At 38.6% G+C, this 26,601-nt stretch carries 26 protein-coding genes; 19 read left to right on the forward strand and 7 right to left on the reverse strand.

All coding sequences use genetic code 11. The features are described 5' to 3' along the window. Positions 1 to 5: 5 nt before the first annotated feature. Positions 6 to 284 (reverse strand): DUF6471 domain-containing protein, encoded by a 279-nt coding sequence (locus KO505_RS15285; RefSeq protein ID WP_216056321.1) that lies wholly within the window; start codon positions 282 to 284, stop codon positions 6 to 8. Positions 285 to 518: 234 nt separating this feature from the next. Here KO505_RS15285 and KO505_RS15290 point away from each other — a divergent pair, with 234 nt between their 5' ends. The 9 genes from KO505_RS15290 to KO505_RS15330 all read left to right on the forward strand — a co-directional run bounded on the left by KO505_RS15290 (position 519) and on the right by KO505_RS15330 (position 8,768). Beyond that, complete coding sequence (locus KO505_RS15290) at positions 519 to 917, forward strand: DUF2170 family protein (protein WP_216056322.1); 399 nt, start codon at positions 519 to 521, stop codon at positions 915 to 917. A gap of 1 nt (position 918) precedes the next feature. Next, on the forward strand, positions 919 to 1,611 hold the full coding sequence (locus KO505_RS15295; protein WP_216056323.1) for a PspA/IM30 family protein: 693 nt from the start codon (positions 919 to 921) through the stop codon (positions 1,609 to 1,611). Between the two features lie 77 nt (positions 1,612 to 1,688). Further along, positions 1,689 to 2,339 carry a YjfK family protein gene (locus KO505_RS15300; protein WP_216056324.1) on the forward strand — a complete coding sequence of 217 codons (651 nt, stop codon included), beginning with the start codon at positions 1,689 to 1,691 and terminating at the stop codon, positions 2,337 to 2,339. 59 nt (positions 2,340 to 2,398) lie between these two features. Then, positions 2,399 to 2,812 carry a DUF350 domain-containing protein gene (locus tag KO505_RS15305; protein ID WP_216056325.1) on the forward strand — a complete coding sequence of 138 codons (414 nt, stop codon included), beginning with the start codon at positions 2,399 to 2,401 and terminating at the stop codon, positions 2,810 to 2,812. A 10-nt stretch (positions 2,813 to 2,822) separates the two neighbouring features. Then, positions 2,823 to 3,440, forward strand: a complete 618-nt coding sequence (locus tag KO505_RS15310) for a DUF1190 domain-containing protein (protein ID WP_216056326.1) — start codon at positions 2,823 to 2,825, stop codon at positions 3,438 to 3,440. 3 nt (positions 3,441 to 3,443) lie between these two features. Further along, entirely contained in the window at positions 3,444 to 4,640 is a 1,197-nt protein-coding gene (locus KO505_RS15315; RefSeq protein WP_216056327.1) for a glutathionylspermidine synthase family protein, read from the forward strand. Positions 4,641 to 4,669: 29 nt separating this feature from the next. Next, positions 4,670 to 5,383: a hypothetical protein gene (locus KO505_RS15320; RefSeq protein ID WP_216056328.1), complete on the forward strand. Its 714-nt coding sequence runs from the start codon at positions 4,670 to 4,672 to the stop codon at positions 5,381 to 5,383. 63 nt (positions 5,384 to 5,446) lie between these two features. Further along, positions 5,447 to 6,379: a DMT family transporter gene (locus KO505_RS15325; RefSeq protein ID WP_216056329.1), complete on the forward strand. Its 933-nt coding sequence runs from the start codon at positions 5,447 to 5,449 to the stop codon at positions 6,377 to 6,379. Between the two features lie 157 nt (positions 6,380 to 6,536). Next, entirely contained in the window at positions 6,537 to 8,768 is a 2,232-nt protein-coding gene (locus KO505_RS15330; RefSeq protein WP_216056330.1) for a carbohydrate binding family 9 domain-containing protein, read from the forward strand. Positions 8,769 to 8,904: 136 nt separating this feature from the next. On the opposite strand, the gene glnG is transcribed toward KO505_RS15330, so the two are convergent. From glnG to KO505_RS15350, 4 genes are all read right to left on the reverse strand, one after another. Then, positions 8,905 to 10,314, reverse strand: a complete 1,410-nt coding sequence (glnG, locus tag KO505_RS15335; protein WP_216056331.1) for a nitrogen regulation protein NR(I) — start codon at positions 10,312 to 10,314, stop codon at positions 8,905 to 8,907. Then, positions 10,311 to 11,420: a nitrogen regulation protein NR(II) gene (glnL, locus tag KO505_RS15340; protein ID WP_216056332.1), complete on the reverse strand. Its 1,110-nt coding sequence runs from the start codon at positions 11,418 to 11,420 to the stop codon at positions 10,311 to 10,313. The genes glnG and glnL overlap by 4 nt, the downstream gene beginning before the upstream one ends. A 222-nt stretch (positions 11,421 to 11,642) precedes the next feature. After that, entirely contained in the window at positions 11,643 to 13,049 is a 1,407-nt protein-coding gene (glnA, locus tag KO505_RS15345) for a glutamate--ammonia ligase (RefSeq protein ID WP_216056333.1), read from the reverse strand. A 249-nt stretch (positions 13,050 to 13,298) separates the two neighbouring features. Then, positions 13,299 to 14,201, reverse strand: a complete 903-nt coding sequence (locus tag KO505_RS15350; protein WP_216056334.1) for a phosphoribulokinase — start codon at positions 14,199 to 14,201, stop codon at positions 13,299 to 13,301. Positions 14,202 to 14,449: 248 nt separating this feature from the next. On the opposite strand from KO505_RS15350, the gene KO505_RS15355 reads away from it, so the two are divergent. Genes KO505_RS15355 through KO505_RS15365 form a run of 3 tightly spaced genes read left to right on the forward strand, consistent with a single transcriptional unit; the run spans position 14,450 to position 16,515 of the window. Beyond that, a complete protein-coding gene (locus KO505_RS15355; protein ID WP_216056335.1) occupies positions 14,450 to 14,860 on the forward strand; it encodes an MAPEG family protein in 411 nt (136 codons plus the stop codon). A 19-nt stretch (positions 14,861 to 14,879) separates the two neighbouring features. Next, positions 14,880 to 15,626 (forward strand): DUF481 domain-containing protein, encoded by a 747-nt coding sequence (locus KO505_RS15360; RefSeq protein ID WP_216056336.1) that lies wholly within the window; start codon positions 14,880 to 14,882, stop codon positions 15,624 to 15,626. A 1-nt stretch (position 15,627) separates the two neighbouring features. Next, positions 15,628 to 16,515, forward strand: coding sequence for a DMT family transporter (locus KO505_RS15365; RefSeq protein ID WP_216056337.1), 888 nt, complete (start codon positions 15,628 to 15,630; stop codon positions 16,513 to 16,515). An 84-nt stretch (positions 16,516 to 16,599) separates the two neighbouring features. Here KO505_RS15365 and purD read toward each other — a convergent pair whose 3' ends face one another. Together purD and KO505_RS15375 are read right to left on the reverse strand one after the other, a co-directional pair. Further along, entirely contained in the window at positions 16,600 to 17,886 is a 1,287-nt protein-coding gene (gene purD / locus KO505_RS15370) for a phosphoribosylamine--glycine ligase (protein ID WP_216056338.1), read from the reverse strand. Between the two features lie 127 nt (positions 17,887 to 18,013). Continuing rightward, a complete protein-coding gene (locus tag KO505_RS15375; protein ID WP_216056339.1) occupies positions 18,014 to 19,540 on the reverse strand; it encodes a hypothetical protein in 1,527 nt (508 codons plus the stop codon). Positions 19,541 to 19,680: 140 nt separating this feature from the next. On the opposite strand from KO505_RS15375, the gene KO505_RS15380 reads away from it, so the two are divergent. From KO505_RS15380 to recG, 7 genes are all read left to right on the forward strand, one after another. Next, on the forward strand, positions 19,681 to 20,022 hold the full coding sequence (locus tag KO505_RS15380; protein WP_216056340.1) for a hypothetical protein: 342 nt from the start codon (positions 19,681 to 19,683) through the stop codon (positions 20,020 to 20,022). A gap of 62 nt (positions 20,023 to 20,084) precedes the next feature. Further along, entirely contained in the window at positions 20,085 to 20,699 is a 615-nt protein-coding gene (gene gmk / locus KO505_RS15385; RefSeq protein WP_216056341.1) for a guanylate kinase, read from the forward strand. Between the two features lie 116 nt (positions 20,700 to 20,815). After that, the gene (gene rpoZ / locus KO505_RS15390; RefSeq protein WP_216056342.1) at positions 20,816 to 21,088 is read left to right on the forward strand and encodes a DNA-directed RNA polymerase subunit omega; all 273 of its coding nucleotides are present in this window, start codon (positions 20,816 to 20,818) and stop codon (positions 21,086 to 21,088) included. Between the two features lie 107 nt (positions 21,089 to 21,195). Next, complete coding sequence (gene spoT, locus KO505_RS15395) at positions 21,196 to 23,286, forward strand: bifunctional GTP diphosphokinase/guanosine-3',5'-bis pyrophosphate 3'-pyrophosphohydrolase (protein WP_216056343.1); 2,091 nt, start codon at positions 21,196 to 21,198, stop codon at positions 23,284 to 23,286. Positions 23,287 to 23,301: 15 nt separating this feature from the next. Beyond that, complete coding sequence (locus KO505_RS15400; RefSeq protein ID WP_216056344.1) at positions 23,302 to 23,691, forward strand: RidA family protein; 390 nt, start codon at positions 23,302 to 23,304, stop codon at positions 23,689 to 23,691. Between the two features lie 7 nt (positions 23,692 to 23,698). After that, on the forward strand, positions 23,699 to 24,472 hold the full coding sequence (trmH, locus tag KO505_RS15405; RefSeq protein ID WP_216056345.1) for a tRNA (guanosine(18)-2'-O)-methyltransferase TrmH: 774 nt from the start codon (positions 23,699 to 23,701) through the stop codon (positions 24,470 to 24,472). Positions 24,473 to 24,490: 18 nt separating this feature from the next. Continuing rightward, positions 24,491 to 26,584, forward strand: a complete 2,094-nt coding sequence (gene recG / locus KO505_RS15410) for an ATP-dependent DNA helicase RecG (RefSeq protein ID WP_216056346.1) — start codon at positions 24,491 to 24,493, stop codon at positions 26,582 to 26,584. The last annotated feature ends 17 nt before the right edge of the window (positions 26,585 to 26,601 follow it).

Raw genomic sequence — 26,601 nt, forward strand, 5'->3', positions numbered from 1 at the left:
TTACTTCACTTTTCATTTAACAATTTAACAATGTCGACCAATGCATCTTGCTCAACATTTAGTACTTCAATAATGGCGACAAAGAGATCGGCAGAAAACATTCCTTTACTTACTTTGCTGCGCAAGTTTTCAGGTGTCATTAATAATCCACGTTGTTCTAACTTATCGGCAAGGTCATTGTACTTTAACCCTTTTAACATCATAGCGGAACGAATGTAACGTGCTATTGTCTGTTTGTAAGGAGTCATCGCTTTACGATTTTTGACGCTTTGATTTTGATCCATTACATTATCTCCTGCTTTGCCTGATTGATTAACTGATACCAAGTTAAAGTTATAAATAACTTACAACTTTGGTGACGATCTCAGACATAAAAAACAAAATTAGTTAACTGGCTGTTAGGTATTTATAACATACATATTAATTAATAAGTAATTTTTGTGTCTTGGTGTTGACATAACAAAACATAGTGCTATATTCGTGACCTATGTTACACAAATATAAAAAAGGAACCACCCATGACTTGGAGTAACACTTCTTTAAAAACGCTAGCCGAATCACAACCAGATTGGGTAGTTGAAGCGGAAGGCGATTGTCTTTCTATTTCAAACGATGAAGGTATCGATGCGTTTGTTTATGTTGGCTCGCAACAAATTATTGTTGAAACTGCCTTATTTCCAGCATCTGATGTTACTGATAAAGCAGCGTTAAATGATTTAATTTTACATTCACACCACTTATTGCCATTAACCGCAATTTGCATCAATAAAATTGGCGACCAAGATTATTACGTCGCGTTTGGTGCTTTATCTGTTGATAGTAAAGATTCAGTCGTGGTTGAAGAAATTGAAACCTTATTTGTTAACACCAGCGAATTTTTAGATTTATATAACCAGTTTCTAACTCAGGAGAAATAACATGAGCTTAAAAAAATTATGGAACGCACTACGCGGCGCGACTAACGAAGGTATTGAGGCCATTGCCGATAGCCAATCGATTCGCATTTTAGACCAAGAGTTACGAGATGCTAAAAAAGAACTGCAATCTTGTGACGAAAACTTAACGAAAATAATGGCGAAACGTAAATTAACAGAAGCAAAAGTTAAGTCATTAACAAGTGAAGTTGAAACTTACACAAACCACGCGATTGCAGCGAGCGAAAAAGGTGATGAAGCATTAGCAATTGAATGTGCTGAACGTGTTTCTGAATTAGAAGCTAACTTAGAAACAGAACAAAGTATTTTAGCCGGATTCTCAACATCGGAAACAACGTTGAAATCGAATATTGCAAAAGCTAAAACCAATGTACGTAGAATGGAACAACAAATTGACCAAGTTAAAGCAACGGAGTCAGTACAGAAAGCACAAGTTGCGGTTTCATCACGTCACATGGGCGCGAACACAAAAGTAAAAACCGCATTAGACAGCTTAGAGCGCATCAAACAAAAGCAGCAACAACGTAGTGCTGAGCTTGAAGCGGCAGAAGAGCTTGCTAATGAAGAGTCTGGTAGTAGCTTAGACGCTAAATTAAAACAAGCCGGCATTCAACCTGGTGGTGAAGTAAAAGGCAGTGACAAACTTGCCCAATTATTAGCTAAGAAAAAAGGCTAATTTTAAAAATAGAAAAACAGTGCTCCCAACCGCACTGTTTTTTTTCGTTTCTGATTATAAACATTTGAGTTGTCATTATGTTCAGTAAAATATTTGGTAAAAAAGAGAAAGTAAATCCATTAGATAATGCCCCCAGCATTATGGGTTTAAGAATTGGCGGTAGTTTTGATATTGACCCTTTATTACTGCGTTTAACTGAAGGTGAACTGACCATTTCAGGTTGTGCACCAACCCAAATTATACAAGCTGCTGGCATTGTCGACTTAGACGGTACTTGGGTATATCGCTTTTACACCGATGATGAAGCTTTTTTACAAGTAATTACTGAAGGTGGTCAAAATGATGAACATGTTGTTGATGTTAAATTATTTCACTTTTACGATACTCAAGACATCGAAAGCAAACCTTTATGGGACGAAATCCTTAATACAAAAATAGGTTCACCTACATACCAACTTGAGTCTCAGACATTTGAACGAGTATGGACATCGGCCAGCGATTACCACAACCCAGTGCATATGGCAGAAAAAACGTTTGATGAAACCGGTGAAAGTTCTGAGACGGATCAGTTTACTATGTTGTTTGAAAGACCAATCTCAGGTAATAATACCGAGTCGCTATTTATATCCGCTGAAGAAAAGCTAGAAGAAGCAGGATATTTAAGCCGTTGTTTAGTTATCAGCACAGGTATATCCATTTCCTCTGCACAAATAACCATTCACGGCTAACCAGATTTCACATATACCATATTCGTTTTTTATAATTTGTTTACAACAAGGATATATCCATGGAACAACACGATTTATTAACTGCAGTTATGAATTTTGGCCTTTATTTTGGTCTCTCAATCGTCTTTTTAGTCATCTTTAAATTTGCTTATGCTTTTGTCACGCCACATGACGAATGGAAGTTAATCAAAGAAGAAAAAAGCACATCTGCTGCCATCGGGTTTGGCGGTGCGATTATTGGTTTCTCTCTAGCCCTAGCCAGCGCGGCAACTAACTCAGTGTCTATGGTAGATTTTGCTACTTGGGGATTGATTGCTTTGGTTGCTCAGTGTGTTGCCTTTGCGATAGTTCGTTTTGGTTTTATGCCTAAAATAGTACAGCGTATTGAAGATAACGAAATAAGCGCGGGTGTTATGTTAGGTGTTATTAACGTTTCTATAGGTATCTTAAACGCAGCTTGCATGAGCTACTAAGGAGAACACCGTGAAACGTACTCAATTTATTAATTTGGATTTAATGCGTAAGATTAAACCCAAGTTTCTTTTACGCCCTATTGCATTAGGTGTTACAGCCGCATTATTGTCAGCCTGTGGCAATGATCAAGAAGTGAAAATCGTCAGCTCAGTTGATGACTGTGTAAGTTCAACTTCATTAGATTTAGAGCAATGCGAGATAGCTTATAAAAACGCACTTGCAGAAGCAGAAAAAACAGGTCCTAAATACCAAACTATCAATGCTTGTGAATCTGAGTTTGGCGCAGGCCAGTGTGTACAAAGTCAAAATCAAAGTATTTTTATGCCGTTGATGGCCGGCTTTATGATCAACGAATTACTGTTTAATCGAGACCGCCGCTCTTACGGTGGTTATTACAATCCAGTATATCGTTACTATCGACCGTATTCTCCTTATCACAATACGATGATGATGGCCGATGGCACATCATTAGGTAAGTACGGTAAAAAGTCATATAACGTCAGTAAGTCTGCCACTAAGCAAAAACCTATGGTGAGCAGAACTGTATCTCGTGGTGGTTTTGGTTCAGTAGCATCTGCCAAATCGAATTGGGGTGGCGGCAGTAAATCTAAAGGCTGGGGCGGATAATATATGCTGCGCTTGCCTATTAATGAACGTGATGGTTGGCAAACTAAAGCCGAAGAATTCGGCTTTAAGTTTCATACCATGTATGGTGACCAATACTGGGATGAAAGCGCATATTATCAATTTAGCTTAAAACAAATTGAACAAGACTTAGAGGCTCCTACCGAAGAAATACATAAAATGTGTTTAGCCGTGGTTGATAAAGTCATTAACGACGATGCCTTAATGACGAAATTTTGCATACCAGAGTCACACTGGGATTTCATTCGTCAATCTTGGTTAAATGGCGATCCTAGTTTGTATTCACGTTTAGACTTTGCATACTCAGGCACTGGTCCAGCAAAGTTATATGAAAACAACGCCGATACACCCACAAGCGTATATGAAACCGGCTTTTGGCAATGGTTATGGTTACAAGACAATGTGGATAACAACACATTAAATAAACGTTCTGATCAGTTCAATAGCCTACAAGAAAAGCTAGTCAACCGCTTCGCCGACATACAGTTTCTGACCCCGGATAGACAGTTACACTTTGCTTGTTGTAAAGGCACAGATGAAGACAGAGGCACAGTTCAGTACCTTGAAGATTGTGCAAACGCTGCGGGTATAACCACCAAGTTTGTTTATATAGAAGATATTGGACGCGATGCTGACGGTAACTTCACCGACTTAGACAATCAGGTGATCTCATGGATGTTTAAGTTATATCCTTGGGAATTTATGATGCAAGAAGAGTTTGGTGAGTTTCTGGGCACTAATAACATCAGATGGATTGAACCACCATGGAAAAGTATTTTATCTAACAAAGCTTTGTTACCCATGTTATGGAAACTATTCCCAGATCATCCCAATTTATTGCCGGCCTTTTTTGAAGATGAATTAGACCAAGCTCAGGGAATTGATCGTCTGGTCAAGAAACCAATATTTTCTCGTGAAGGTGCTAACATTTCATTTTTAACCAATAAAAATGGTACTTTTGTAGCCGAAGAAAATTCGCAACAAAGTAGCAGCTCTGACGGTCCATATGGCGAAGAAGGTTATATTTATCAAGCTGCCCATATGTTGCCGCAGTTTGGACAAAACCATACGCTTATTGGCAGTTGGTTAGTTGATGATCAAGCTGCTGGTATTTCAATGCGCGAAGACTCAGGCCCTATCACCCAAGATATGAGTCGATTTATTCCTCACATCATTTTATAAGTATTTTAGATCGGATAAAAATAAATAACATGGAAGTAAATTACACCAAATACAGCTACCAAGAATTATTGGAAGTGAAAGGCGTTATTGATAAACAGAAATACCCAGAGCGCTATCAACGTCTATTAAATGAAATCGAGTTACGCATCAAAAATGGTGAAACTTCCACAATCGAAAACAGCGAAATGGATGACGATGATTCGTCAGTGTTATGGGATTCTTTAGTTGTTTATAACTTTAAAAATCGCTACTACCGTATTGCTTTTGGCCTATTTTACGCCCTTGTTTCCGTTGCACTTTTAACTCAAATCTTACCTGCGTTTTTCCATACTAAACTGGCTAATTTACCCGCGTATGAAACCACAGTAGATAATATAGAATGTAAACAATATACCTTCAAACAAGACGGCAAAAACTACACAGAATATGATTTAAAAGTGGTTTCTTATGGGTTCACTTTCTATGTTATCGATATGAAAGCATCGACTTGCAAAAATACAGCAAATAGAATTAACAAAGGTGAGAAAGTTACCATTTGGTATGACGGTGATTTAATTTATCAATTAGCCCGACAAAACGACGTTGTATTACCTTACCAGTATTTAAAACGCTATGTATGGCATGCCAAAGTAAATAACTCGTTTAGTTTTATCATCGGATTTATTTTATTTGTTTCTACTTTTTTTCGATCTTTTGTTAATTGCATAACACCTCAAACTTATGTCCCAAATCAAGATGATTAATACGGTTTCATTAGTGATAGGGAAAACTTAATTAATCGATTAAACTATCTACTCAAATAATTAATGACGATTAATACATTGCAAAACATTATCTTATTCATGATCGCCGTCCTAATTTGGGGCTCAACTTGGTTAGTGATCACATTCCAGTTAGGTCAAGTGCACCCATTGGTTTCAGTGTTTTACCGTTTTGCCATCGCATCATCGATTTTATTGATTTATGCGAAATGGAAAAATCTGTTTACCCCGCTGCCACGTAAATATCATTTATTATTAGCCGTTCAAGGCATCTGTTTATTTGGTTTAAATTATTGGGCGGTTTATCAAGGTGAACACTACATTACCAGCGCATTGGCTGCCGTTGTCAGTACATCCATCATCTACCTAAATATTTTATTTGGCTGGTTGTTATTAGGTAAACCGGTAGCTAAAGAAGTATTAGGCGGCGCGGTCATCGGAGTGCTAGGCATCATACTTTTATTCTTACCTGAGTTATCCAAAAGCGAAATGAACGAGTTGGTTTATTGGGGATTAGGCTTAGTGTTGGGCGGCAGCGTGTTAGCTTCACTCGGTAATATTACTTCTGCTTACACCCAAAAGTCAGGTATATCCGTAACACACGCAAACGCCCTTAGTATGAGCTACGCCACTGTCTTTTTAGCGTTAATGATACTATCAACCGATTTACAATTTAGTTTTGAATTTACTTTTGAATACATAACATCCTTAATTTATTTAGCCGTATTTGGTTCGGTAATCGCCTTCTGGGCCTATCTCAGTTTAGTTGGAAATATTGGTGCCGACAAAGCGGGATATGCGGTGCTTGTTTACCCTGCTATCGCGCTAATATTGTCATCTATGTATGAAGATTATTTATGGACTTGGCAAAGCTTTTTAGGTTTGGCACTTATAGTGTTCGGTAATCTAATCGCCATGAATAAATGGCAACAAATAGGCTTAACTTTACGTATTGCTAAAACACGTATACGCGGTTAACACAAAAATTTACATTTTTAGCGTTTTCACCTGCCCCTTTAAAATTAGCGGGTTCTGTTAAAAATTAAGTTAATAACATATTTATTTACATTCAAGTTCAAACTTTTTGAAACTTTGTTGCGACTATAGTCCGAAACAAAATCAAAGATAATGAATTATGATAAAAAATACTTTAATAATAATAACACTTTCACTTTTATCATTTGGCGCATTCGCTTTAGAAAAAGCCAAATACACCTTCCATCATGATCAAGCCAAAGCCAAAATTGACGGAAAGCTTTCAGAAGCGGTTTGGCGCAACGCCACCAAATTTAGCTTAGATTACAATATCAATCCTGGTGACAATAGCCCCGCTCCAGTGCAAACGGAGATCATGTTATACGAAAACGGCAAAAGTTTATTTGTCGCCTTTATCGCTCACGATCCAGACCCTTCAAAAATTAGAGCTTATTTTAGAGACCGTGACACTATGTTCCAAGATGACTTTGTTGGCATTGTAATCGATACCTTCAATGACGAGCGACGCGCTTATGAATTTTTTGTCAACGCTTACGGTGTACAGGGTGACTTGATCAAAGACGATACCCAAGGTGGCAATGAAGACAGCAATTGGGATGCGATATGGAACAGCGCTGGGGTCATTACCGACACAGGTTATATCGTAGAAATGGAGATCCCGTTTAACGCATTACGTTTTCCAAGTGATTCTGGAGAAATGACATGGGGCATTGATGCATTAAGGATTTACCCTCGTGATAGCAGAATGGTATTAGCAAGCAATAAATCAGACCGAGCTATTGATTGCCACTTATGCCAAATAACCAAAATTAGCGGTCTTAAAAATATCAAACAAGGTAACAACTTCCAATTAACCCCAACCCTTACTTCTTCTCGTTCAGATTCAAAAGACGAGGTTCCTGGGCCTTGGCAAAATGGCAAACAAAAAACCGATGCTGGGGTTGATTTACGCTGGGGTATTAACCAAGATTTATACTTAAATGCCACTATAAACCCAGACTTTTCTCAGGTAGAAGCCGACGCTGCACAACTAGATGTAAACAATACTTATTCATTATTTTTTAACGAAAAACGCCCGTTTTTCTTAGACGGTAAAGATTATTTTGATACTCAACGAATGAACTTAGTACATACCCGCAATATAGCTTCACCAGAATATGGTATGAAATTAACCGGTAAAAGTGGCGATAATACTTATGGTTTATTAACCACCAACGACGCCTCAACGGCCTTTCTAATGCCGGAACATTCAGGATCGGATATTGCTGAATTAGATATGAAATCTGAAGTGGTCATTGCTCGTTATCGAATGGATGTTGGCGACCGAAATAACGTTGGTGTATTACTGACTAATCGTTCTGGCGATCAGTACCGCAATACCGTTGCATCTATCGATGGTCGTTATCAGTTTAATAAAAAAGACAGCCTTTCATACCAAATAGCGCATTCCGACAGTAAAAACCCAGAAGCAGTTCAACAAGACTTTGATGTTAAACGGGCACAAACAGACGGCGCTCTCAACGTTCGATATAACCACAATACGCGTAATTTTAATTACGGTGCCGGTTATTCAAATTACGGTAAAGATTTTAGATCTGATCTCGGCTTCACCAGCAGAGTTGATTACGAACAAGCGGTTATTTTTGGTGAATATACTTGGTATGGAAAAGAAGGTAGCCCTTGGACTCGTTATGGTGTTTTTGGTGATTGGGATAAAACCTATTCACAAGACGGCATCATGTTAGAAGAAGAATTTGAAATTCACGGTAACTTGCAGGGCCCCAAGCAATTTTATTCCAATTTTGGTGTGGTACATCGCAATAAATATTGGGATGGCGAATATTACAAAGAAACGCATTTCATGCAATTTGCACGATTTAACCCAACGTCCAATACAACGATTGGTGGCTTTTACCGATTTGGTGATGCCATTGATTTTGCCAATAGCCAACTGGGTGACATATTAATCTTAGAGGCATTTGCCGACGTTAAACTTGGCAAACATTTATCCAGCGAAATTAACTTTGCCCATCAGTCTTTAGATGTGCCTAATGGTACTTTGTTTACGGCCAATCAATATGACATTAGAGTCAATTACCAATTCAACTTAAAAAGCTATCTACGTTTAGTTATTCAATATACCGACATTGACCGTGATGTAGACTTGTATACCAATTTAGATGAAGACGAAGAGGTCGAACATAATAACAAATATGTCAATACTCAGTTGTTATATGCATACAAGATCAACCCACAAACGCTATTCTATTTAGGCTACGCTGATGGTGGGTTTCAAGATGATAATTTAAGTCGAATTGAAAAAGACAGCCGTACCGTATTTATGAAAATGAGTTACGCATGGCAGTTATAACCTTAACGGTTAGCGGAAGTGTTTCTTCTGAAATTTATTGTCCCTAGTTTGCTTCAGGATAAAACACGTTAAAAAACAGAAAGGCCAATTAATCTTTAATTGGCCTTTCTGTTTTGTTTACAAGACTTGGTAAGTATTAGTTCATGTCCAACTCTTGCATCTTACGCGTAATGGTATTGCGCCCCCAACCTATGCGTTTAGCCGCTTCTTGTTTATGTCCTTTGGTGTGACGTAACGATATTTCGATTAATGCCCGCTCAAAGTTAGCTTGCGCTTCTTTAATAACATCAGACTTACCTTCGGATAACTCTTCGTCCAACCACATTTCAAACGAACTCACCCAATTACCTGACGTTTCTTGCATTTGACTAGACTGCTGATACATAGGTTTATCTAAAATTTCAGGCGGTAAGTCATCAATAATAATATCTTTACCACTGGCCATTACGGTTAACCAGCGACAGGTATTCTCTAATTGTCTTACATTGCCAGGCCAAGCGTAATGAGATAAAAACTCAGCCGCAGGTTTAGATAACTGTTTCGACTCCACACTTAATTCTTTTGCCGCTTGAATTAAAAAGTGTTCACACAATTGTGGGATATCTTCTTTACGGTCTTTAAGTGCAGGGATATGAATTCTAATCACATTTAAACGATGAAATAGATCTTCCCTAAACTGCCCTTGTTCAACTAAGTTCTCTAGATTTTGGTGGGTTGCAGCCACAATACGAACATCAACCGAAACCGGTTCATGCCCGCCTACACGATAAAACTGACCATCTGCTAACACTCTTAACAAACGCGTTTGTATATCCAGTGGCATATCACCAATTTCATCTAAAAATAACGTACCGTTATTGGCTTGTTCAAATCGACCTTTTCGGGTTGAAGCGGCACCAGTAAATGCCCCTTTCTCATGACCAAACAATTCAGACTCAATCAACTCTTTTGGTATTGCAGCCATGTTAAGTGCAACAAACGTATTATCTTTACGTGGGCTGTGTTTATGTAACGCATGGGCAACTAATTCTTTACCGGTACCCGATTGACCATTAATTAAAACACTGACACTAGAACGTGATAAACGCCCTATCGCTCTGAACACTTCTTGCATAGCAGGTGCTTCACCTATGATCTCAGAGACTGGCCCTGCAACAGAGGTTTTCTTTTTAGAGCTGCGTTTTTTTGAATGCTCAACGGCACGTTTTGCAAGCGCAATAGCTTCATCAATATCAAAAGGTTTAGGTAAATACTCAAACGCGCCTTGTTGGTAAGCGTTAACGGCACTATCTAAGTCTGAATGCGCTGTCATTATGATAATAGGTAAGTTGGGATGACTAACCTGAAGTTTATCTAACAGTTCCATACCATCCATCTCAGGCATTCTAATGTCTGAAATAATAGTATCCGGTTCGTCATAATCTAATCGTTGCAACATCATATTGGCTGATGCAAATGACTCTACTTCAAACCCTGCTTGCGATAATGCTTTTTCTAAAACCCAACGAATTGAATTGTCGTCATCGACTATCCACACTCGATTCATAAGTCACTTCCTTCATTATCTTGGATAACGGGTAAATAAATATTAAATGCTGTTTTACCAGGTACACTGTCTACTTCTATTTTTCCGCGATGTTGGTCTATTAGCGTTTGGGTAATTGAAAGACCCAAACCATTGCCATCGGATTTGGTTGAAACCAATGGATAAAAAATCGTATCAATTAAGTCTTCTGAAATGCCACCACCGTTATCGATAATGGATATCTTAATCACCTGCCTAAATCGTTTATCATGCAACACTATGTTGCCCGCAAAACGGGTTTGCATAATTAATCGTGCTCTTTCATTGCCTACCGACTTATCAAAATGTTCCGCTAACGCTTGCATGCCATTACGGACTATGTTCAACACAGCCTGTTCTATCTGATTCGGATCCAACACAGTCATTGGTAAACTTGGATCGTAATCTCGTTCAAATGATACGTTTTCAGGTTTATCTAACATCACCAAATTAAATATTCGTTCCAGAACAACATGGATATTTGTGGCAGAACGTTTTGGTAACGTGTTTGGACCCAACAACCTATCAACTAAATCTCTCAACCGGTCGGATTGCTCCATAATAAGTTGGGTGTATTCTTTTAATTCATTTGAATCTAGGCTTCTGCTCAATAACTGTGCAGCCCCGCGTATCCCGCCAAGCGGATTTTTAATTTCATGAGCTAATCCACGGATCAAATGACGAGATGCACTAATATGGTGCTTTTGAGCATTCTCTTGATTTATTTTACGTAAATTATCATTTTGTCTAATCTGTAATAGACACGATATTTCACCATCTAACGACATAGAGTCTGCGGTTACTTCCGTTGTGATATGCCGACCATCTGCGAATATAAACTCGACATCATTATCAAAAAAGCTGCGATTACATTCCCATAACTCGCTTAATAGACGCTGTGGAAAAGTATGTCTGATCAACAACTCCCACAGCTTACTTGTGGTTAGTTTCTTTTTACTTTGACCAAACATCATAGACGCTTGTTGGTTGCAGAAACGGATCCGTCCATCTTGATCGATCACAATTACAGCCAAACTCAATTGCTCTAATATCTGAAAGCTTTTTGAAACTTGCGGTGTTTTTGTCATCGGTTATCCGTATCGCTTTAAGCACCAAAATAGTGCACTTACATTTAGTTTAAACCCTATTGGCCAAAACAACAAAAGTATTACGCTCTAAATTGGGGCAAATACACGTCTATTTTTCGTGTTTATTCATTATCTGTATTATTGCAATTTACTTGCCCAAACATTGAAACTAAGGCAAAAAAAAACCTGCAATTTTTGCAGGTTTTTCAAAGACTTTACAAATTATACGCTGTAGTACATTTCGAACTCAACAGGGTGAGTAGTCATGTTTAATTTCTCTACATCTTGCGCTTTAAGAGCAATGTATGCATCGATAGTATCATCGTTAAATACACCACCAGCTTTTAAGAATTCACGGTCTTCGCTTAATGCAGCTAAAGCTTCTTCTAATGAAGATGCAACTTGTGGAATTTGTGCCGCTTCTTCCGCAGGAAGGTCGTACAAATCTTTATCCATCGCATCACCAGGGTGGATCTTGTTTTTGATTCCGTCTAGGCCAGCCATTAACATAGCAGTGTATGCTAGGTAAGGATTACCACTTGGGTCAGGGAAACGTACTTCAATACGACGTGCTTTAGGCGACGGTACTACTGGAATACGGATAGACGCTGAACGGTTACGTGCAGAGTAAGCAAGCATTACTGGTGCTTCAAATCCTGGTACTAAACGTTTGTACGAGTTAGTAGAAGCATTTGCAAACGCGTTAATTGCTTTAGCGTGCTTGATGATACCACCAATGTAATAAAGTGCAGTTTCAGAAAGACCGCCATACTTATCACCAGCAAATAGGTTTTCACCATTTTTAACTAGAGACTGATGCACGTGCATACCAGAACCGTTATCACCAACTAATGGCTTAGGCATAAACGTAGCTGTTTTACCGTATAAGTGAGCCATGTTGTGAACAACATATTTATAAATTTGAGTTTCGTCAGCTTTTAATACAAGCGTGTTAAAACGACATGCGATTTCGTTTTGACCTGCAGTAGCAACTTCATGGTGATGTGCTTCAACAACTAAGCCCATTTCTTCCATTACTAAACAAGTAGCTGAACGCCAATCGTTAGATGAATCTACTGGAGAAACTGGGAAGTAACCGCCTTTAACACCAGGACGGTGACCCATGTTTCCACCTTCATAATCTTTATCAGAGTTCCATGCAGCTTCAACAGAATCTATAGAGTACATAGAACCACTCATGTCTGATTTGTATTTAACATCATCAAACAAGAAGAACTCTGGCTCTGGACCAATTAATACTTCATCAGCAAAACCTTCAGCACGCATATATGCTTCAGCACGTTTTGCAACAGAACGTGGGTCACGTTCATAACCTTGCATTGTGCCAGGTTCTAATACGTCACAACGTACATTTAAAGTTGTTTCTTCTGAGAACGGGTCTAATACAACAGAATCTGCATCAGGCATTAAAACCATGTCAGATTCGTTAATTCCTTTCCAACCAGCAATTGATGAACCATCAAACATTTTTCCATCTTCGAAGAAATCTTCGTCTACTTGATGTGATGGAATAGTAACGTGCTGCTCTTTACCTTTAGTATCAGTGAAACGTAAGTCGATAAATTTAACTTCGCTTTCTTTGATTAGGTCTAAAACCGTTTGAGACATTGTTTTCTCCAGAAGTTGATATGTAGTTTTTTACCATTATAAAATGGTTTGTTTTATATTACGTAATAAATAGCCAAATACATGCCAACTTTAAATCGTTAATAAAAACATAAGGTTAACATTTTAATTAGTATATTTACTCTTTATTTTGCACCAAAGTAAGGCGTGGTGCGCACCAGTATGATCCATAGTTCAACACTGGACTATTTTAAGCCCAAATAAAAGCGTAAAACCGTTAAAAACGACCGGCTATTCTTTATTATCTATCCAATCTAGCTGCCCTATTAATTTTCTACGTTTCACAATTAAGTTTTCAATTAAAGGGGTAAGGATCAGCTCTAACGCCAATCCCATCTTGCCGCCTGGGACAACAAAGGTATTTATACGGGACATAAAAGAACCATCAATCATCTGTAACAAATATGGAAAATCCACATTAGGAATGTCACGGAAACGAATAACAACAAAGCTTTCGTCTAATGAAGGGATATCTTTTGCACTAAAAGGGTTAGAAGTATCAACCGTTGGTACTCGCTGAAAGTTAATATGGGTACGAGAAAACTGAGGAGTTATATGCGTTATATAATCATCCATGCTGCGTACGATACTGCTCATCACCGCTTCTCTGCTATGTCCACGTTGATTGGTATCGCGAATGATCTTCTGAATCCATTCCAAGTTTACAATGGGAACCATGCCAATCAATAAATCAACATATTGAGCAACGTTATGTTCATCCGTAACCGCACCGCCATGTAAACCTTCGTAGAATAAGCAGTCGGTATTAGCTCTTAGTTCTTGCCAAGGTGTGAATGTGCCGGGCATTTGATTAAAAGGTACGGCTTCATCAAATGAGTGTAGGTATTTACGAACATTACCAGAGCCTGTTTCTGAGTAACTTTTAAATAGCGACTCTAACGCGCCAAAGTCATTTGCTTCAGAGCCAAAATAAGAAATATGTTTTCCTTGTTCTTGGGCTTTACGAATTTCCATATCCATTTCTGCTCGAGCATAACGGTGAAAACTATCCCCTTCTAAGATTGCAGAATCCACATTCAAATTACGAAATATATGAGTAATGGCATTAGTTGTTGTGGTTGTTCCGGCACCTGAAGAACCAGTTACTGCAATAATAGGGTGTTTAACAGACATAACGTATTTTCTTATTGTTAGGAGCTAATGTTATAAATCGAGTAATGTTATAAAGCGAATAACCAAACAGGTCAAGTTTAGACCGGTCCAAGTAACTGACGTGAACGATATACTCAATATCAAAGATCGTTATAGTAGCAATTTATTTTGATCCCCATCATTTATCTGCTTATTTATATACAAGTTAATAATTATCACTTAGTTTATCCTCACTCAAATCGCCACTTCACTTACAAGGTATCAACAAAATGAATGAACTTAACTGGCTAATTTACTGCTTAATCATTGCAGCAGTATTACCTTATGTTGCCAAAGCACCTCTGGCTCAAGCCATGAGAAAACAAGGGGGAGGCAAGTTATCAGGTTATGATAATGAACTGCCAAGAGAACAACAAAAGAAACTCACAGGCTTTGGTGCTCGTTGCCTGGCCGCTCACGAAAATTCCTTTGAAGCACTTATATTATTCTCAGCATCTGTGTTATTAGTCATCGCGACTAATCACATTAATCGCTTTACCGTGATATTATCTGTGCTGTTTATCGCTTGTCGTATTGCCTATTTAATCTGTTACTGGATTAACTGGGATAAATTACGCAGTACGGTTTGGGCGATAGGTATCATTTCAAATTTAACAATGATGTTTCATTGTTTGCAGTAATAGGAAAAACGTTATTCATATGATCAGATTATCTACATTTTTTGTCTTACTTTTACTTACCATTACATTTACCGTTCACTCGATAGATGAAACGGAATCCATCAGACAACGTTCACAAAACAAACCCAACTTTACCAACTTATCCATTGACCTGTCTGGTAAAAAAGGTAACTCAGAAACTGAAAATGTCGAATTGGGTATTTATCACTCAGAACGTTTTGAACAACACTTTGGTTACATCATGGCCACCAGAGAGTATTCAAAAAGTAATGGCCAAAAAAATGCGGATAATTCATTTATTCATATACGTTACAACTACTACATTTCTGACAACGAAGCCGTGGAAGTGTTTGCTCAAACCAATGTAGATGATTTTAAATCTCTGGAATCACGAAAGTTAATTGGTCTGGCTTACCGACAGGAAGTAAACAGTACATCTTCTTTTGGTGTGGGCATATTTAACGAACATGAAGAGTATTTAGTTAATAACGAAACACTTTCATTTATCCAAAATAGAATGAATGCGTACTGGGTTGTTAGCAAAAAATTAAACGAGTTAGTTACCTTGTCTAATACCATCTATTATCAGCCTAATATAGAAAGTCTGAATGATTGGCGTGCTTATAACAAGTTATCAATCAGTTCTAAATTAACGGACAATATTTCAATGAAATTTGGCCTACAAGTAGAACATGACAGTAAACCGGTTTTAAACGTAGAAGCAACCGACGTGAGTTACCAAGCTGGATTTGAAATAGAGTTCTAATATGGCTTATTTATTAGCGATTACTTTATTATGGGCGTTTTCATTTAGCTTAATTGGTGTGTATTTAGCAGGACAAGTCGACCCTTGGTTTTCGGTATTATTACGTATCATATTGGCGACGTTGGTATTTCTACCTTTCACTAAATTTAAAGGTATTGAAACCGCTTTAAAGCTTAAGTTAATGGCTATTGGTGCTGTTCAACTAGGATTGATGTATGTGTTTTATTACCATTCATTTATCTATTTAACGGTTCCAGAAGTGCTGCTATTCACCATATTAACGCCTATATACATTACCCTGTTAAACGACTTACTCGACCATCGTTTTAATTCTAAGTTCTTTATTTCAGCGCTGTTAGCTGTAGCTGGAGCGTTTGCAATCCGGTTTGAAAATATCAGTTCGGATTTTGTTATTGGTTTACTGCTCGTTCAAGCGGCTAACTTATGTTTTGCCACCGGACAGGTGACTTATAAACGTTTGATTACCAACTTGGATAGTCAGAGCGCAACCGAAAATAAAGAGCAACCATCACACTTCAAACAACATCAAGTATTTGGTTGGTTTTTTATTGGGGCATCCATTGTCGCTAGTTTATGTTATTTACTGTTTGGTGATAGCAATAAACTGCCAACCACGTCCGTTCAATGGAGTGTATTAATTTACCTTGGTATTGTGGCTTCAGGCATTGGTTATTTTATCTGGAACAAAGGTGCAACGTTAGTCGACGTTGGTACTTTGGCCGTAATGAATAACTTATTAATACCTGCGGGCATCATTGTTAATCTACTTATTTGGAATAAAGATGCTGATATCATGCGATTAATGCTAGGTGGTGGCGTTATTGTTTTAGCATTATTTTTCAGCCGAACTAAACGTACAGTGCTATAGCCACAAATAAAAAATTAAGCTCTAGATGCAAAAAAGGATGAAGTTAGCTTCATCCTTTTTTTGTTTAATAACTTGGTTTAGTTATTAGCTGTTTTGTTCTCTCACGATTGCGCGGTAAGCAATATCAGTACGGAATTCAACATTATTCCATTTAATCTGATTAACGGCTGCATAAGCGGCTTGTTGTGCTTCAGTTACCGTTGCTCCCATTGCCGTGGCACATAATACACGGCCACCAGAAGTCACCACTTTACCGTCTACCAATTTGGTTCCAGCATGGAATGTTTTAGAAGACTCAGTAGTAGCAGGAATTCCTGTAATTTCATCACCTTTAGTATAACTTCCAGGATAACCACCCGCCGCTAATACCACACCAACAGAAGGTCTTGGATCAAAACTAATAGTAGATGTGTCTAATTTACCAGCACAAGCATCTAAACATAACTCAACTAAGTCCGACTGCAAACGTAACATAATAGGTTGGGTTTCTGGGTCACCAAAACGACAGTTATATTCAATGACTTTAGGCGTACCGTCTGCATCAATCATTAAACCTGCATACAAAAAGCCTTTATAAGAGTTGCCTTCTGCCGCCATACCATTAACGGTTGGGTAAATCACTTCATCCATAATACGTTGATGAATTTCAGGAGTAACCACTGGTGCTGGAGAATACGCTCCCATACCACCTGTGTTTGGGCCTTCATCGTTATTATAGGCACGTTTATGATCTTGACTGGTTGCCATGGCTAACACATTTTTTCCATCAACCATTACAATGAAACTGGCTTCTTCACCGGTTAAAAACTCTTCAATAACAACACGAGAACCCGCTTCACCAAATGCATTACCTGCCAACATATCTTCAATCGCGTCTGTGGCTTCTTTATTGGTCATTGCAACAATAACGCCTTTACCAGCGGCTAAACCATCGGCTTTAATCACAATTGGCGCGCCAATTTCTTCAACATAAGCAACGGCTTTATCAATTTCGGTAAACGTTTGATAAGCACCTGTTGGGATTTTATGTCGAGCTAAAAAGTCTTTAGTGAATGATTTAGACCCTTCCAGTTGTGCTGCACCTTTACTAGGGCCAAAAATAGTTAGACCTAACGCTTCAAACGTATCAACCACACCTTCAACCAAAGGTACTTCAGGACCAACGATGGTTAAACCTATGTTATTAGTTTGAGCAAATTTAGCTAAGCCATCAATATCTTCAGCTGCAATATCAACATTTTGTAATTTTGCTTCGTGGGCTGTACCCGCATTTCCAGGGGCTACAAAAACAGTTTCAACATTAGCGCTTTGTGCTGCCTTCCATGCCAAAGCATGTTCACGACCGCCACCACCAATAACAAGTACTTTCATTGTTTGATCTCGCGTATTAATTTAATAAAGGATGGATAAAAATTGGCGGCGATATTAACACAGCAAACACCTATGGTTAAACAACTATGATTAAACAACCAACCGAATTTGCTGAATTTTTAGTTAATTAATAGATCACAAGCTCAGGCTCAACACCTTCGAAACCAGTCATCACCTCTCCCACATTCGCGTTTATAAACGTTGGGTCAGCAATTGTATATCTAACATCATTAATTAAAAATGAACTACCGGTCGTTTTTGATTTTAATGCAACCGCCGTTGCGACATGCCCGTCGTATTGAAGACCAACGACTTTATTGCCCATTAAATGGGTAACCAAATAAGCAAAAAGTACCGACCTGTCTTCGCAATCGGCGTAAGGATAATGCAAGGTCTCCCCAGCAAATAAGTAGTTTTCATAATTAAATTGTTGTTGGTCTGTCTGGTATTGCAGGCTAGTTTGAACAAAGTGTAATAAGAAATTTGCCGCTTCTAATTCTGATAGACCGGCAATCTGTTGTTTGAGCTGGCTTAACAAACTAACTTTGGTTTGTTCTGGGAGTTCGGCTTGAAAATAATATTGCATCGAAACTTGTGGATAAAAGTTTAAAAAATCAATGTAACTCGAATTATATGGTGCCGTCACCGCAACTGATTGTTTACCTATCTTAGTGGTCAATACTCTAGTTTTGTCGCTTTTACCTTGAATAGGTGCAACTCGCATGTCAATTTTCACCGGCTTTTTAGCCGACGAATATTGTTGTTCGTAGGTATAAACACTGCCAATATTTATTGGACGTGTTTTCGCAAAATCCACGAAGTAATACTTCTGATCGTCAAAGGTAAAAAACTTTTGAGCAAAAAGCGGTTGTGCAGCGTTCAGCAATAAATATATTTCATTTTTATCAAATGCCACTCTGGCATCAAATCCTTGTTTAACCAAGTAGAACCAAGTGAGTAACTGACGTTGGTTTTGAGTTAACCGGGCTTGTGCAGTTAAATATTGATGGGTTAATAAGGCATTACCCCAATCATCAAGTTTTAAATCATGGCTTGCTTGTTCGATTGCAGATATAGCAGGTTTAAAATCCGAACTTGCCATGGTTAGCCATAATTCAGAGATCACGCCACTACTAAGTTTCGTTATATTCAAATTAGGTAAAGTGATTTTAGGCATAATCAAGGTTTGCCCTAATAACGACACCTCACTGATTTGGTTTTTAGATCCTTTATCGTCCTCAACATAATAAAAAGGAGATTTCACTTTAACATCTGGTACCTTACCTTTTGGTAAAGGAAGCTCTGCGACATCAGGCCTATTTTGTTCAGGCTTAATCTCTGGTGGTTGAATGTCAGGCAAGACTATTTCAACAGGTGTTTTATCTTCAATGGGTTTTGGTTGTTTGCTGGGAGTTTGCTGAGGTTTAGGTTTTATGTCTCGTTGTTTGCCCGCCATAACATCGGTTTCTACCCATCGCGATTTTAAAAACGAGGCAAAATCTTTATCGTATTGCTCTATGAAATGAGAAACATCCTTCTTATGCTTTTTTTTCCACTTTTCAAATTCAGTGATATTGAGGTTATTAGCAAAGGAATGCGAGATAGACAATAGACCAAAACTTAAAACGCTAACTATGAATAAACCAGTCTTCATTACACTTCCATCAGATATTTTTATTAAAAGTACTTCGACTCTGTTGCCTTTATATACTAGATTAGACCTTTATATAATGCCTAATAGCAAATTACGTTACTTCAGTTAGTACGTTTAACATAACAGCGCAGGACTTTAATATGCTCAAATATCTCATCCAACTCTTCATAGTTTACGCATTACTACAGTATGTTTTCAAAATTGATATCAATAAAATGGTGGCACCTTATTTAGGTCCGGTTACAGAATTAATAGATAATAATGATTTGAGTTTAGAAGACCTAAGTCAAAATTTATTGGATGGTGACATGTCTTCACTATTAGAAGGTGCCGACTTAGAACAGTTACAAGGCATGTTAAATCAGGACGACCTACAAGAAATGTTAGCAGATAAAAATATCAGTGCAGAAGATGCTCAAGAAAAAATAGAGCAAATGAAAGCGCAACTTCAAGAAAAACTAGACATGTTAAAAGGTCAATAATATCGCCCGCATTTTATGGTAAACTGCGCTCCAATTCTTAAACCAGAACTTATTAGTGAGTTATGAAAGGTAATTTATTTGTTGTTTCCTCTCCAAGTGGAGCGGGAAAATCTAGTTTGATCAGTGCCTTATTAGCCAAACATACCGATATGAAAGTATCTGTATCTCATACTACCCGAGCGCCTAGACCGGGTGAGATTGATGGCCAGCACTATCATTTCACAAACGTAGATTCATTTAAGGAACGCATTCAAAAGAATGAATTTTATGAATGGGCAGAAGTGTTTGGCAATTATTATGGTACGTCTAAATCGGCTATTAATGACCAGCTAGAACAAGGTATCGATGTTTTTTTAGATATAGACTGGCAAGGCGCACAACAAATGCGTAAATTGGTGCCCAATTTAATTACCTTATTTATTTTACCGCCGTCCAGACAAGAACTAGAAAGCCGTTTAAATAAACGTGGTCAAGATTCTCAAGAGGTCATTGCCGGTAGAATGGCACAAGCCCAGAGCGAAATGTCGCATTACAAAGAGTACGATTTTGTCATGATCAATGACGATTTTGAGCAAACCTTGTCTCATTTTGAACAAATTGTACTGGCTCATCGTTTAAAAACGGCAAATCAACAAAGTAAATTTGCTGACTTAATAAACGAACTGTTGGCGAATTGATTACCTTAGTGTAATATTACGCCCCTTAAATTTTTAATTTATTCAATTTTGTTTTTGTATTTTGCAAATAACAAAATTTCACCACCGAAAGTGGTTTATGTAACTGGAGATTGTAAATGGCTCGCGTAACTGTAGAAGACGCTGTTGAGAAAGTAGGAAATCGTTTCGATTTAATTTTAGTTGCTGCCCGTCGTGCGCGTCAATTAGCAACACAAGGCAAAGAGCCTCTAGTTGATGCTGGTTTAGACAAGCCAACAGTAACCGCATTACGTGAAATTGAAGCTGGTTTAATTACAAACGATGTAATGGACTTGCAAGATAACGAAGCTGAGACAGTTCGTCAGTCTGAAGAAATGGCAGCGGTTGCTGCAATCGTAACAAACGAATAATTCAGTAAAAAATCTTCTAGCCAACGCATCTCTTGCGTTGGCTTTCTTTTCTAAAAATCGTATAGTCTAACCAATCCCTTTTAGTTCTCCGTCTAGTTTGAGTTTCTGTGTATTTATTTGAAGGTTTAAAACAACAAATTTGTAGTTACTTGCCAGAGCAACAAGTAGCCATAGTTCAACGCGCCTACGTCGTAGCCCGTGACGCCCATGAAGGCCAAATGCGTTCTAGTGGCGATCCCTATATTACTCACCCTGTTGCGGTGACTGTATTACTTGCAAATATGCGCCTTGATCATGAAACATTGGCTGCGGCATTAATGCATGATGTTATTGAAGATACCCCCGTAACCAAAGAAGAATTGGCAGAAGAGTTTGGCGAAACCATCGCAGACTTAGTTGAAGGTGTATCAAAACTAGACAAACTTAAATTTAAAGACCAAAAAGAATTTAAAGCCGAAAATTTCCGTAAAATGGTTATGGCAATGACTCAAGACATTCGAGTCATATTGATTAAACTTGCCGACCGTACACATAATATGCGCACACTTGGCGCATTGCGTCCTGATAAAAAACGCAGAATAGCAAAAGAAACATTAGAGATTTACGCGCCTATTGCTAATCGACTTGGTATTCACGAATTTAAAAATGAATTGGAAAACCTTGGTTTCCAAGCCTTATATCCTATGCGTTCACGTGCATTAGGTAATGCGGTTAAACAAGCCAGAGGCAATCGTAAAGAGATCATCCAAAACATTAAATCGGAAATATTAACTCGCTTAGAAGAAGTTTGCATTCCTGCCGATGTTGAAGGTAGAGAAAAACACTTATTTAGCATTTACCGTAAAATGCTTAATAAAGAGCTAATGTTCAACGAAGTTATGGACATTTATGCATTTAGGATCATCGTTGACGACATAGATACTTGTTATCGAATGATCGGCATCATGCATAACTTATATAAGCCGATTGAAACCCGTTTTAAAGACTATATTGCCATTCCGAAGTCCAATGGTTATCAATCATTGCATACGTCCCTAATTGGTCCACACGGTATTCCAATTGAAATCCAAATTAGAACCAACGACATGGATCAGCTTGCTGACCGAGGCGTTGCTGCGCATTGGGCCTATAAAGGCACCGACACAAAAGCAGGAAATACAGCAAGACAACGTGCTAGACAGTGGATGCAAACCTTGTTGGAATTACAGCAAAGCGCCGGTTCATCGTTTGAGTTTATTGAAAATGTAAAAACCGACATGTTCCCAGAGGAAATTTACGTGTTTACCCCAGACGGTAAAATCCATGAATTACCTATGGGCGCAACACCTGTCGATTTTGCTTATACCGTACATACCGATGTCGGTAATACCTGTGTTGGCGCTAAAGTAGACCGCAAACCACATCCGTTAAGTAAAGCATTAGACTCAGGTCAAACCGTAGAGATCATTACATCACCAAACGTGAAACCAAATGCAAACTGGTTAAACTTTGTGGTTACCGCCAAAGCTCGTTTAGGCATTAGAAATTATCTTAAACATCAGCGCACCAATGAAGCCGTATCTTTAGGTCGTCGTTTGTTAACTTCGGCGCTTGGCGAAACCAGCATTGATGATATTTCTTTAGATACTTTAGACAAAGTACTGACTGAATTTAATACCAAAACTTTAGATGACTTATATCGTGAAATTGGTTTAGGTCACTTGATGGGATTAACGGTGCGTAACCGTTTATTAAATAGTGGTCTTGAGAATGATACTGGCGACCATACCCCTATTGCGGGTGCTGAAGGTATGTTAGTTACTTACAGTAAATGTTGCTTCCCAGTGTTAGGGGATGAAATTGTTGCGCATATCTCACAAGGTAAAGGATTAACAATTCACCGTGAAGACTGCCCTAACTGCCGTCATTGGGAAAAAGAAACCGCCAAATATTTTAAAGTAAAATGGGATGAAAACTCTGACAGAGAGTATATTGCATCACTTAAAATTGAACTAATAAATCACCAAGGTGCACTTGCAAAAGTAACCAACTTAATTGCCAAAGCTCACTCCAATGTTGAGCATTTAAACACTGAAGAAAAAGAATCAAACTTATACGTTATTTCAGCCGATGTGACGGTAAAAGACCGCATACATTTAGCAAGGGTAATCAAAAAATTAAGAACCTTACCTGATGTTCAACGTATTAGTAGAAAATAAATAGGATTAAACAACATGACTAGAATTGTAATTTCGACTGAAAACGCACCAGCTGCCATTGGTACTTATAACCAAGCGATAAAAACCGGCACTACGGTTTATTTATCAGGCCAGATCCCGTTAATTCCAGAAACCATGGAGATCATCTCTGAAGATTTCACGGAACAAGCGGAACAAGTATTCAAAAATTTAGCAGCGGTATGTGATGCGGCCGGTGGTTCATTAGCCAATGCAGTAAAACTAAACATCTTCTTAACTGACTTAGGTAACTTTGCAAAAGTAAATGAGATCATGGCCAAATATGTGTCTGAACCGTACCCAGCAAGAGCAGCTGTACAAGTTTCTGCGTTACCAAAAGGTGTACAAATTGAAATTGATGGCGTATTAGAATTATCAGACGTTTAATACTCTTATGACACCAGAACGCTTCCAACGTATCACCGACCTGCTCAATAAACGCCAACCTGATTTAACGGTGTGTATGGAGCAGGTGCACAAAACTCATAATTTATCAGCCATTATTCGCACGGCTGATGCTATCGGCATTCATAATATCCACGCAATTTATACAACCGAAAGCCGTTGGTTATCTGGTGGACGTGCATCCGGTAGTCAAAAGTGGGTAAAAGTAGTCGAGCAACCAGATACACAAACCGCCATTACCGAGTTTAAACAACAAGGTATGCAGGTACTAGCCACAAACTTATCTGACCGTGCCGTTGATTTTCGTGAGATAGATTACACCAAACCCACCGCCTTAATATTAGGGCAAGAGCGAGATGGTATTTCTGAAACCGCATTAGAGATGGCAGATCATCATGTGGTTGTGCCTATGTATGGCATGGTTGAATCCCTAAACGTAAGTGTTGCTGGTGCATTAATTATGTATGAAGCGCAACGTCAACGTTTAGCAGCTGGATTATACGATAGCCCAAAAATAAGCGAAGAAATTAGACATCAAATGTTATTTGAAGGGGGCCATCCCATATACGCCGAATTATGCGTAAGAACAAAAACGCCTTATCCTCCTTTGGATGAGTTTGGCCAAATCGCAGCAGATCGCAGTTGGTATCAAGCAATAAAAGACAAATACAATAAATTACCTGCTGATTCAAAATCACGCAGAGTTGATTTCACTCATACCAATCAACAATTTGAATTAAACCCTAATTCTTTTGCCGATTAGCCAAATTAAGAAACTAACATGGCCTTATCATCCCTTGCTTCTGTCCCTATCACTACCTTAAAAGGCATAGGGGTTAAGGTTGCTGAAAAGTTAGCAAAAATTGATATTCATAACGTAGAAGATGCCTTATTTCACCTTCCACTTAGGTACGAAGACCGCAGCCGCATATACACCATAGCTGATTCTGTTGTTGGCACTCATGTTACCGTTGTCGGTCAGGTTCAGTCTTGCCAAATTCAATTTGGTAAACGTCGTTCTATGTTAGTAAGAATTAGTGACCCTACAGGATTAATGACCCTTCGCTTTTTTAACTTTAGTGCGTCACAGAAAAACCAATTAGAAAGTGGTGTGTGGTTACGTTGTTTTGGTGAGATAAGAGGCGGTCGAAACGGACCAGAAATGATCCATCCAGAATACAAACAAGTGGACCCTGAACAACCGGTATCGGTAGAAGAAACCTTAACACCGGTTTACCCAACCACAGAAGGCATTAAACAAGCCACCTTACGAAATATTACCGAACAAGCGCTAAGTCGACTGCAAAAATACAATGTGGATGAAATCTTACCTGCCGAGTCTTTACCTAATAATTATACGATTAAACAAGCTTTAAGCCTTTGCCACCGTCCACCGGTCGACACACCCTATCATTTGTTGGAGTTAGGCATACATCCAGCTCAGCAACGTTTGGCTTTAGAAGAGCTGGTCTCTCATCAAGTCAGCATGTTAAAAACCAAACACAGTTTTCAACAAGTTAATGCCCTGTCACTTGAACCTAATGCAGAGTTAAACCATCGCTTTTTACAACAATTACCGTTTACCCCAACCAATGCTCAACAAAGAGTCATAGCTGATATTTATAAAGATATTAAACAACCGAGACCTATGCTCAGATTGGTGCAAGGTGACGTTGGGTCAGGTAAAACACTCGTCGCCGCGATGGCAGCATTAACCGCTATTGGCGCAAATTATCAAGTTGCGTTAATGGCACCTACCGAGATACTGGCGGAACAACACGCCAATAGTTTTAAGCAATGGCTTGAACCGTTAGGCATAGAGGTAGTTTGGTTAGCGGGTAAAACGAAAGCCGCCGAGCGCAGAATTATCCTAGAAAAAATTGAGTCTGGTTCTGCCCAAATGGTGATTGGTACCCATGCCTTATTTCAAGAATCTGTACAATTTCATAACTTAGCTATGATCATCATCGATGAACAACACCGATTTGGTGTTCATCAACGCTTAGAGCTACGTAACAAAGGTGCTATACATTCAGAAAATGGTAGTTTGTACCCTCACCAATTAGTCATGACCGCCACGCCAATACCTAGAACATTGGCCATGACCGCGTATGCCGACTTAGACTGTTCAATCATTGATGAACTGCCACCGGGAAGAACGCCTGTCACGACTGTCGCAATTCCAGATACTCGCCGACAATCCATAATAGAACGGGTGAAAGACGTATGTATCACCACAGGGCAACAAGCCTATTGGGTGTGTACTTTGGTGGAAGAATCAGAAGTATTACAATGCCAGGCCGCTGAAGATTCTGCGATTGAATTACAAACATTATTACCTGAATTAAAAATTGGCTTAGTACACGGGCGTATGAAAAGCGACGACAAACAAAGTGTCATGGAACAGTTTAAATCTGGCGACATTAATTTATTAGTGGCTACCACTGTGATTGAAGTGGGCGTAGACGTACCTAATGCCAGTTTAATGATCATAGAAAATCCTGAACGACTAGGATTAGCACAGTTACACCAACTCCGTGGCCGAGTGGGTCGTGGCGCCTCTAAGTCGCACTGTGTTCTGTTATATCATGCTCCTCTATCAGATACTGCTCAAAAGAGATTGGCAGTGTTACGTGACTCTAGCGACGGTTTTGTTATTGCGCAAAAAGATTTAGAAATACGTGGCGCAGGGGAAATTATCGGTACCAAACAAACCGGCATCGCCGATTTCAAAGTAGCCGACTTAAATAGAGATGAAGCATTAATTCCTATTGCTATGAATTTAGCGACCAATATACTCAACCATCAACCAGAATTGATAAATAAAATCATTCAACGCTGGTTGGGTGAAAAACAAGTCTATACTAACGCCTAAATCACTATAAAAATTAG

Origin of the sequence: Psychrosphaera sp. F3M07, from assembly GCF_018860345.1 — a bacterium.
GTDB classification, from domain to species: Bacteria; Pseudomonadota; Gammaproteobacteria; order Enterobacterales; family Alteromonadaceae; genus Psychrosphaera; species Psychrosphaera aquimarina.

Bases quoted from the DNA above. Each gene is read 5' to 3' on its own strand.
- purD (WP_216056338.1), bottom strand. From the start codon at position 17,886: ATGAAAGTACTTGTTATTGGTGGTGGCGGTCGTGAACATGCTTTGGCA.
- KO505_RS15375 (WP_216056339.1), bottom strand. From the start codon at position 19,540: ATGAAGACTGGTTTATTCATAGTTAGCGTTTTAAGTTTTGGTCTATTG.
- KO505_RS15285 (WP_216056321.1), bottom strand. From the start codon at position 284: ATGGATCAAAATCAAAGCGTCAAAAATCGTAAAGCGATGACTCCTTAC.
- KO505_RS15320 (WP_216056328.1), top strand. From the start codon at position 4,670: ATGGAAGTAAATTACACCAAATACAGCTACCAAGAATTATTGGAAGTG.
- trmH (WP_216056345.1), top strand. From the start codon at position 23,699: ATGACACCAGAACGCTTCCAACGTATCACCGACCTGCTCAATAAACGC.
- KO505_RS15350 (WP_216056334.1), bottom strand. From the start codon at position 14,201: ATGTCTGTTAAACACCCTATTATTGCAGTAACTGGTTCTTCAGGTGCC.
- rpoZ (WP_216056342.1), top strand. From the start codon at position 20,816: ATGGCTCGCGTAACTGTAGAAGACGCTGTTGAGAAAGTAGGAAATCGT.
- KO505_RS15330 (WP_216056330.1), top strand. From the start codon at position 6,537: ATGATAAAAAATACTTTAATAATAATAACACTTTCACTTTTATCATTT.
- gmk (WP_216056341.1), top strand. From the start codon at position 20,085: ATGAAAGGTAATTTATTTGTTGTTTCCTCTCCAAGTGGAGCGGGAAAA.
- KO505_RS15400 (WP_216056344.1), top strand. From the start codon at position 23,302: ATGACTAGAATTGTAATTTCGACTGAAAACGCACCAGCTGCCATTGGT.
- glnA (WP_216056333.1), bottom strand. From the start codon at position 13,049: ATGTCTCAAACGGTTTTAGACCTAATCAAAGAAAGCGAAGTTAAATTT.
- recG (WP_216056346.1), top strand. From the start codon at position 24,491: ATGGCCTTATCATCCCTTGCTTCTGTCCCTATCACTACCTTAAAAGGC.
- KO505_RS15365 (WP_216056337.1), top strand. From the start codon at position 15,628: ATGGCTTATTTATTAGCGATTACTTTATTATGGGCGTTTTCATTTAGC.
- KO505_RS15380 (WP_216056340.1), top strand. From the start codon at position 19,681: ATGCTCAAATATCTCATCCAACTCTTCATAGTTTACGCATTACTACAG.
- KO505_RS15360 (WP_216056336.1), top strand. From the start codon at position 14,880: ATGATCAGATTATCTACATTTTTTGTCTTACTTTTACTTACCATTACA.
- KO505_RS15295 (WP_216056323.1), top strand. From the start codon at position 919: ATGAGCTTAAAAAAATTATGGAACGCACTACGCGGCGCGACTAACGAA.
- KO505_RS15290 (WP_216056322.1), top strand. From the start codon at position 519: ATGACTTGGAGTAACACTTCTTTAAAAACGCTAGCCGAATCACAACCA.
- KO505_RS15315 (WP_216056327.1), top strand. From the start codon at position 3,444: ATGCTGCGCTTGCCTATTAATGAACGTGATGGTTGGCAAACTAAAGCC.
- glnG (WP_216056331.1), bottom strand. From the start codon at position 10,314: ATGAATCGAGTGTGGATAGTCGATGACGACAATTCAATTCGTTGGGTT.
- KO505_RS15300 (WP_216056324.1), top strand. From the start codon at position 1,689: ATGTTCAGTAAAATATTTGGTAAAAAAGAGAAAGTAAATCCATTAGAT.
- glnL (WP_216056332.1), bottom strand. From the start codon at position 11,420: ATGACAAAAACACCGCAAGTTTCAAAAAGCTTTCAGATATTAGAGCAA.
- KO505_RS15305 (WP_216056325.1), top strand. From the start codon at position 2,399: ATGGAACAACACGATTTATTAACTGCAGTTATGAATTTTGGCCTTTAT.
- KO505_RS15325 (WP_216056329.1), top strand. From the start codon at position 5,447: ATGACGATTAATACATTGCAAAACATTATCTTATTCATGATCGCCGTC.
- KO505_RS15355 (WP_216056335.1), top strand. From the start codon at position 14,450: ATGAATGAACTTAACTGGCTAATTTACTGCTTAATCATTGCAGCAGTA.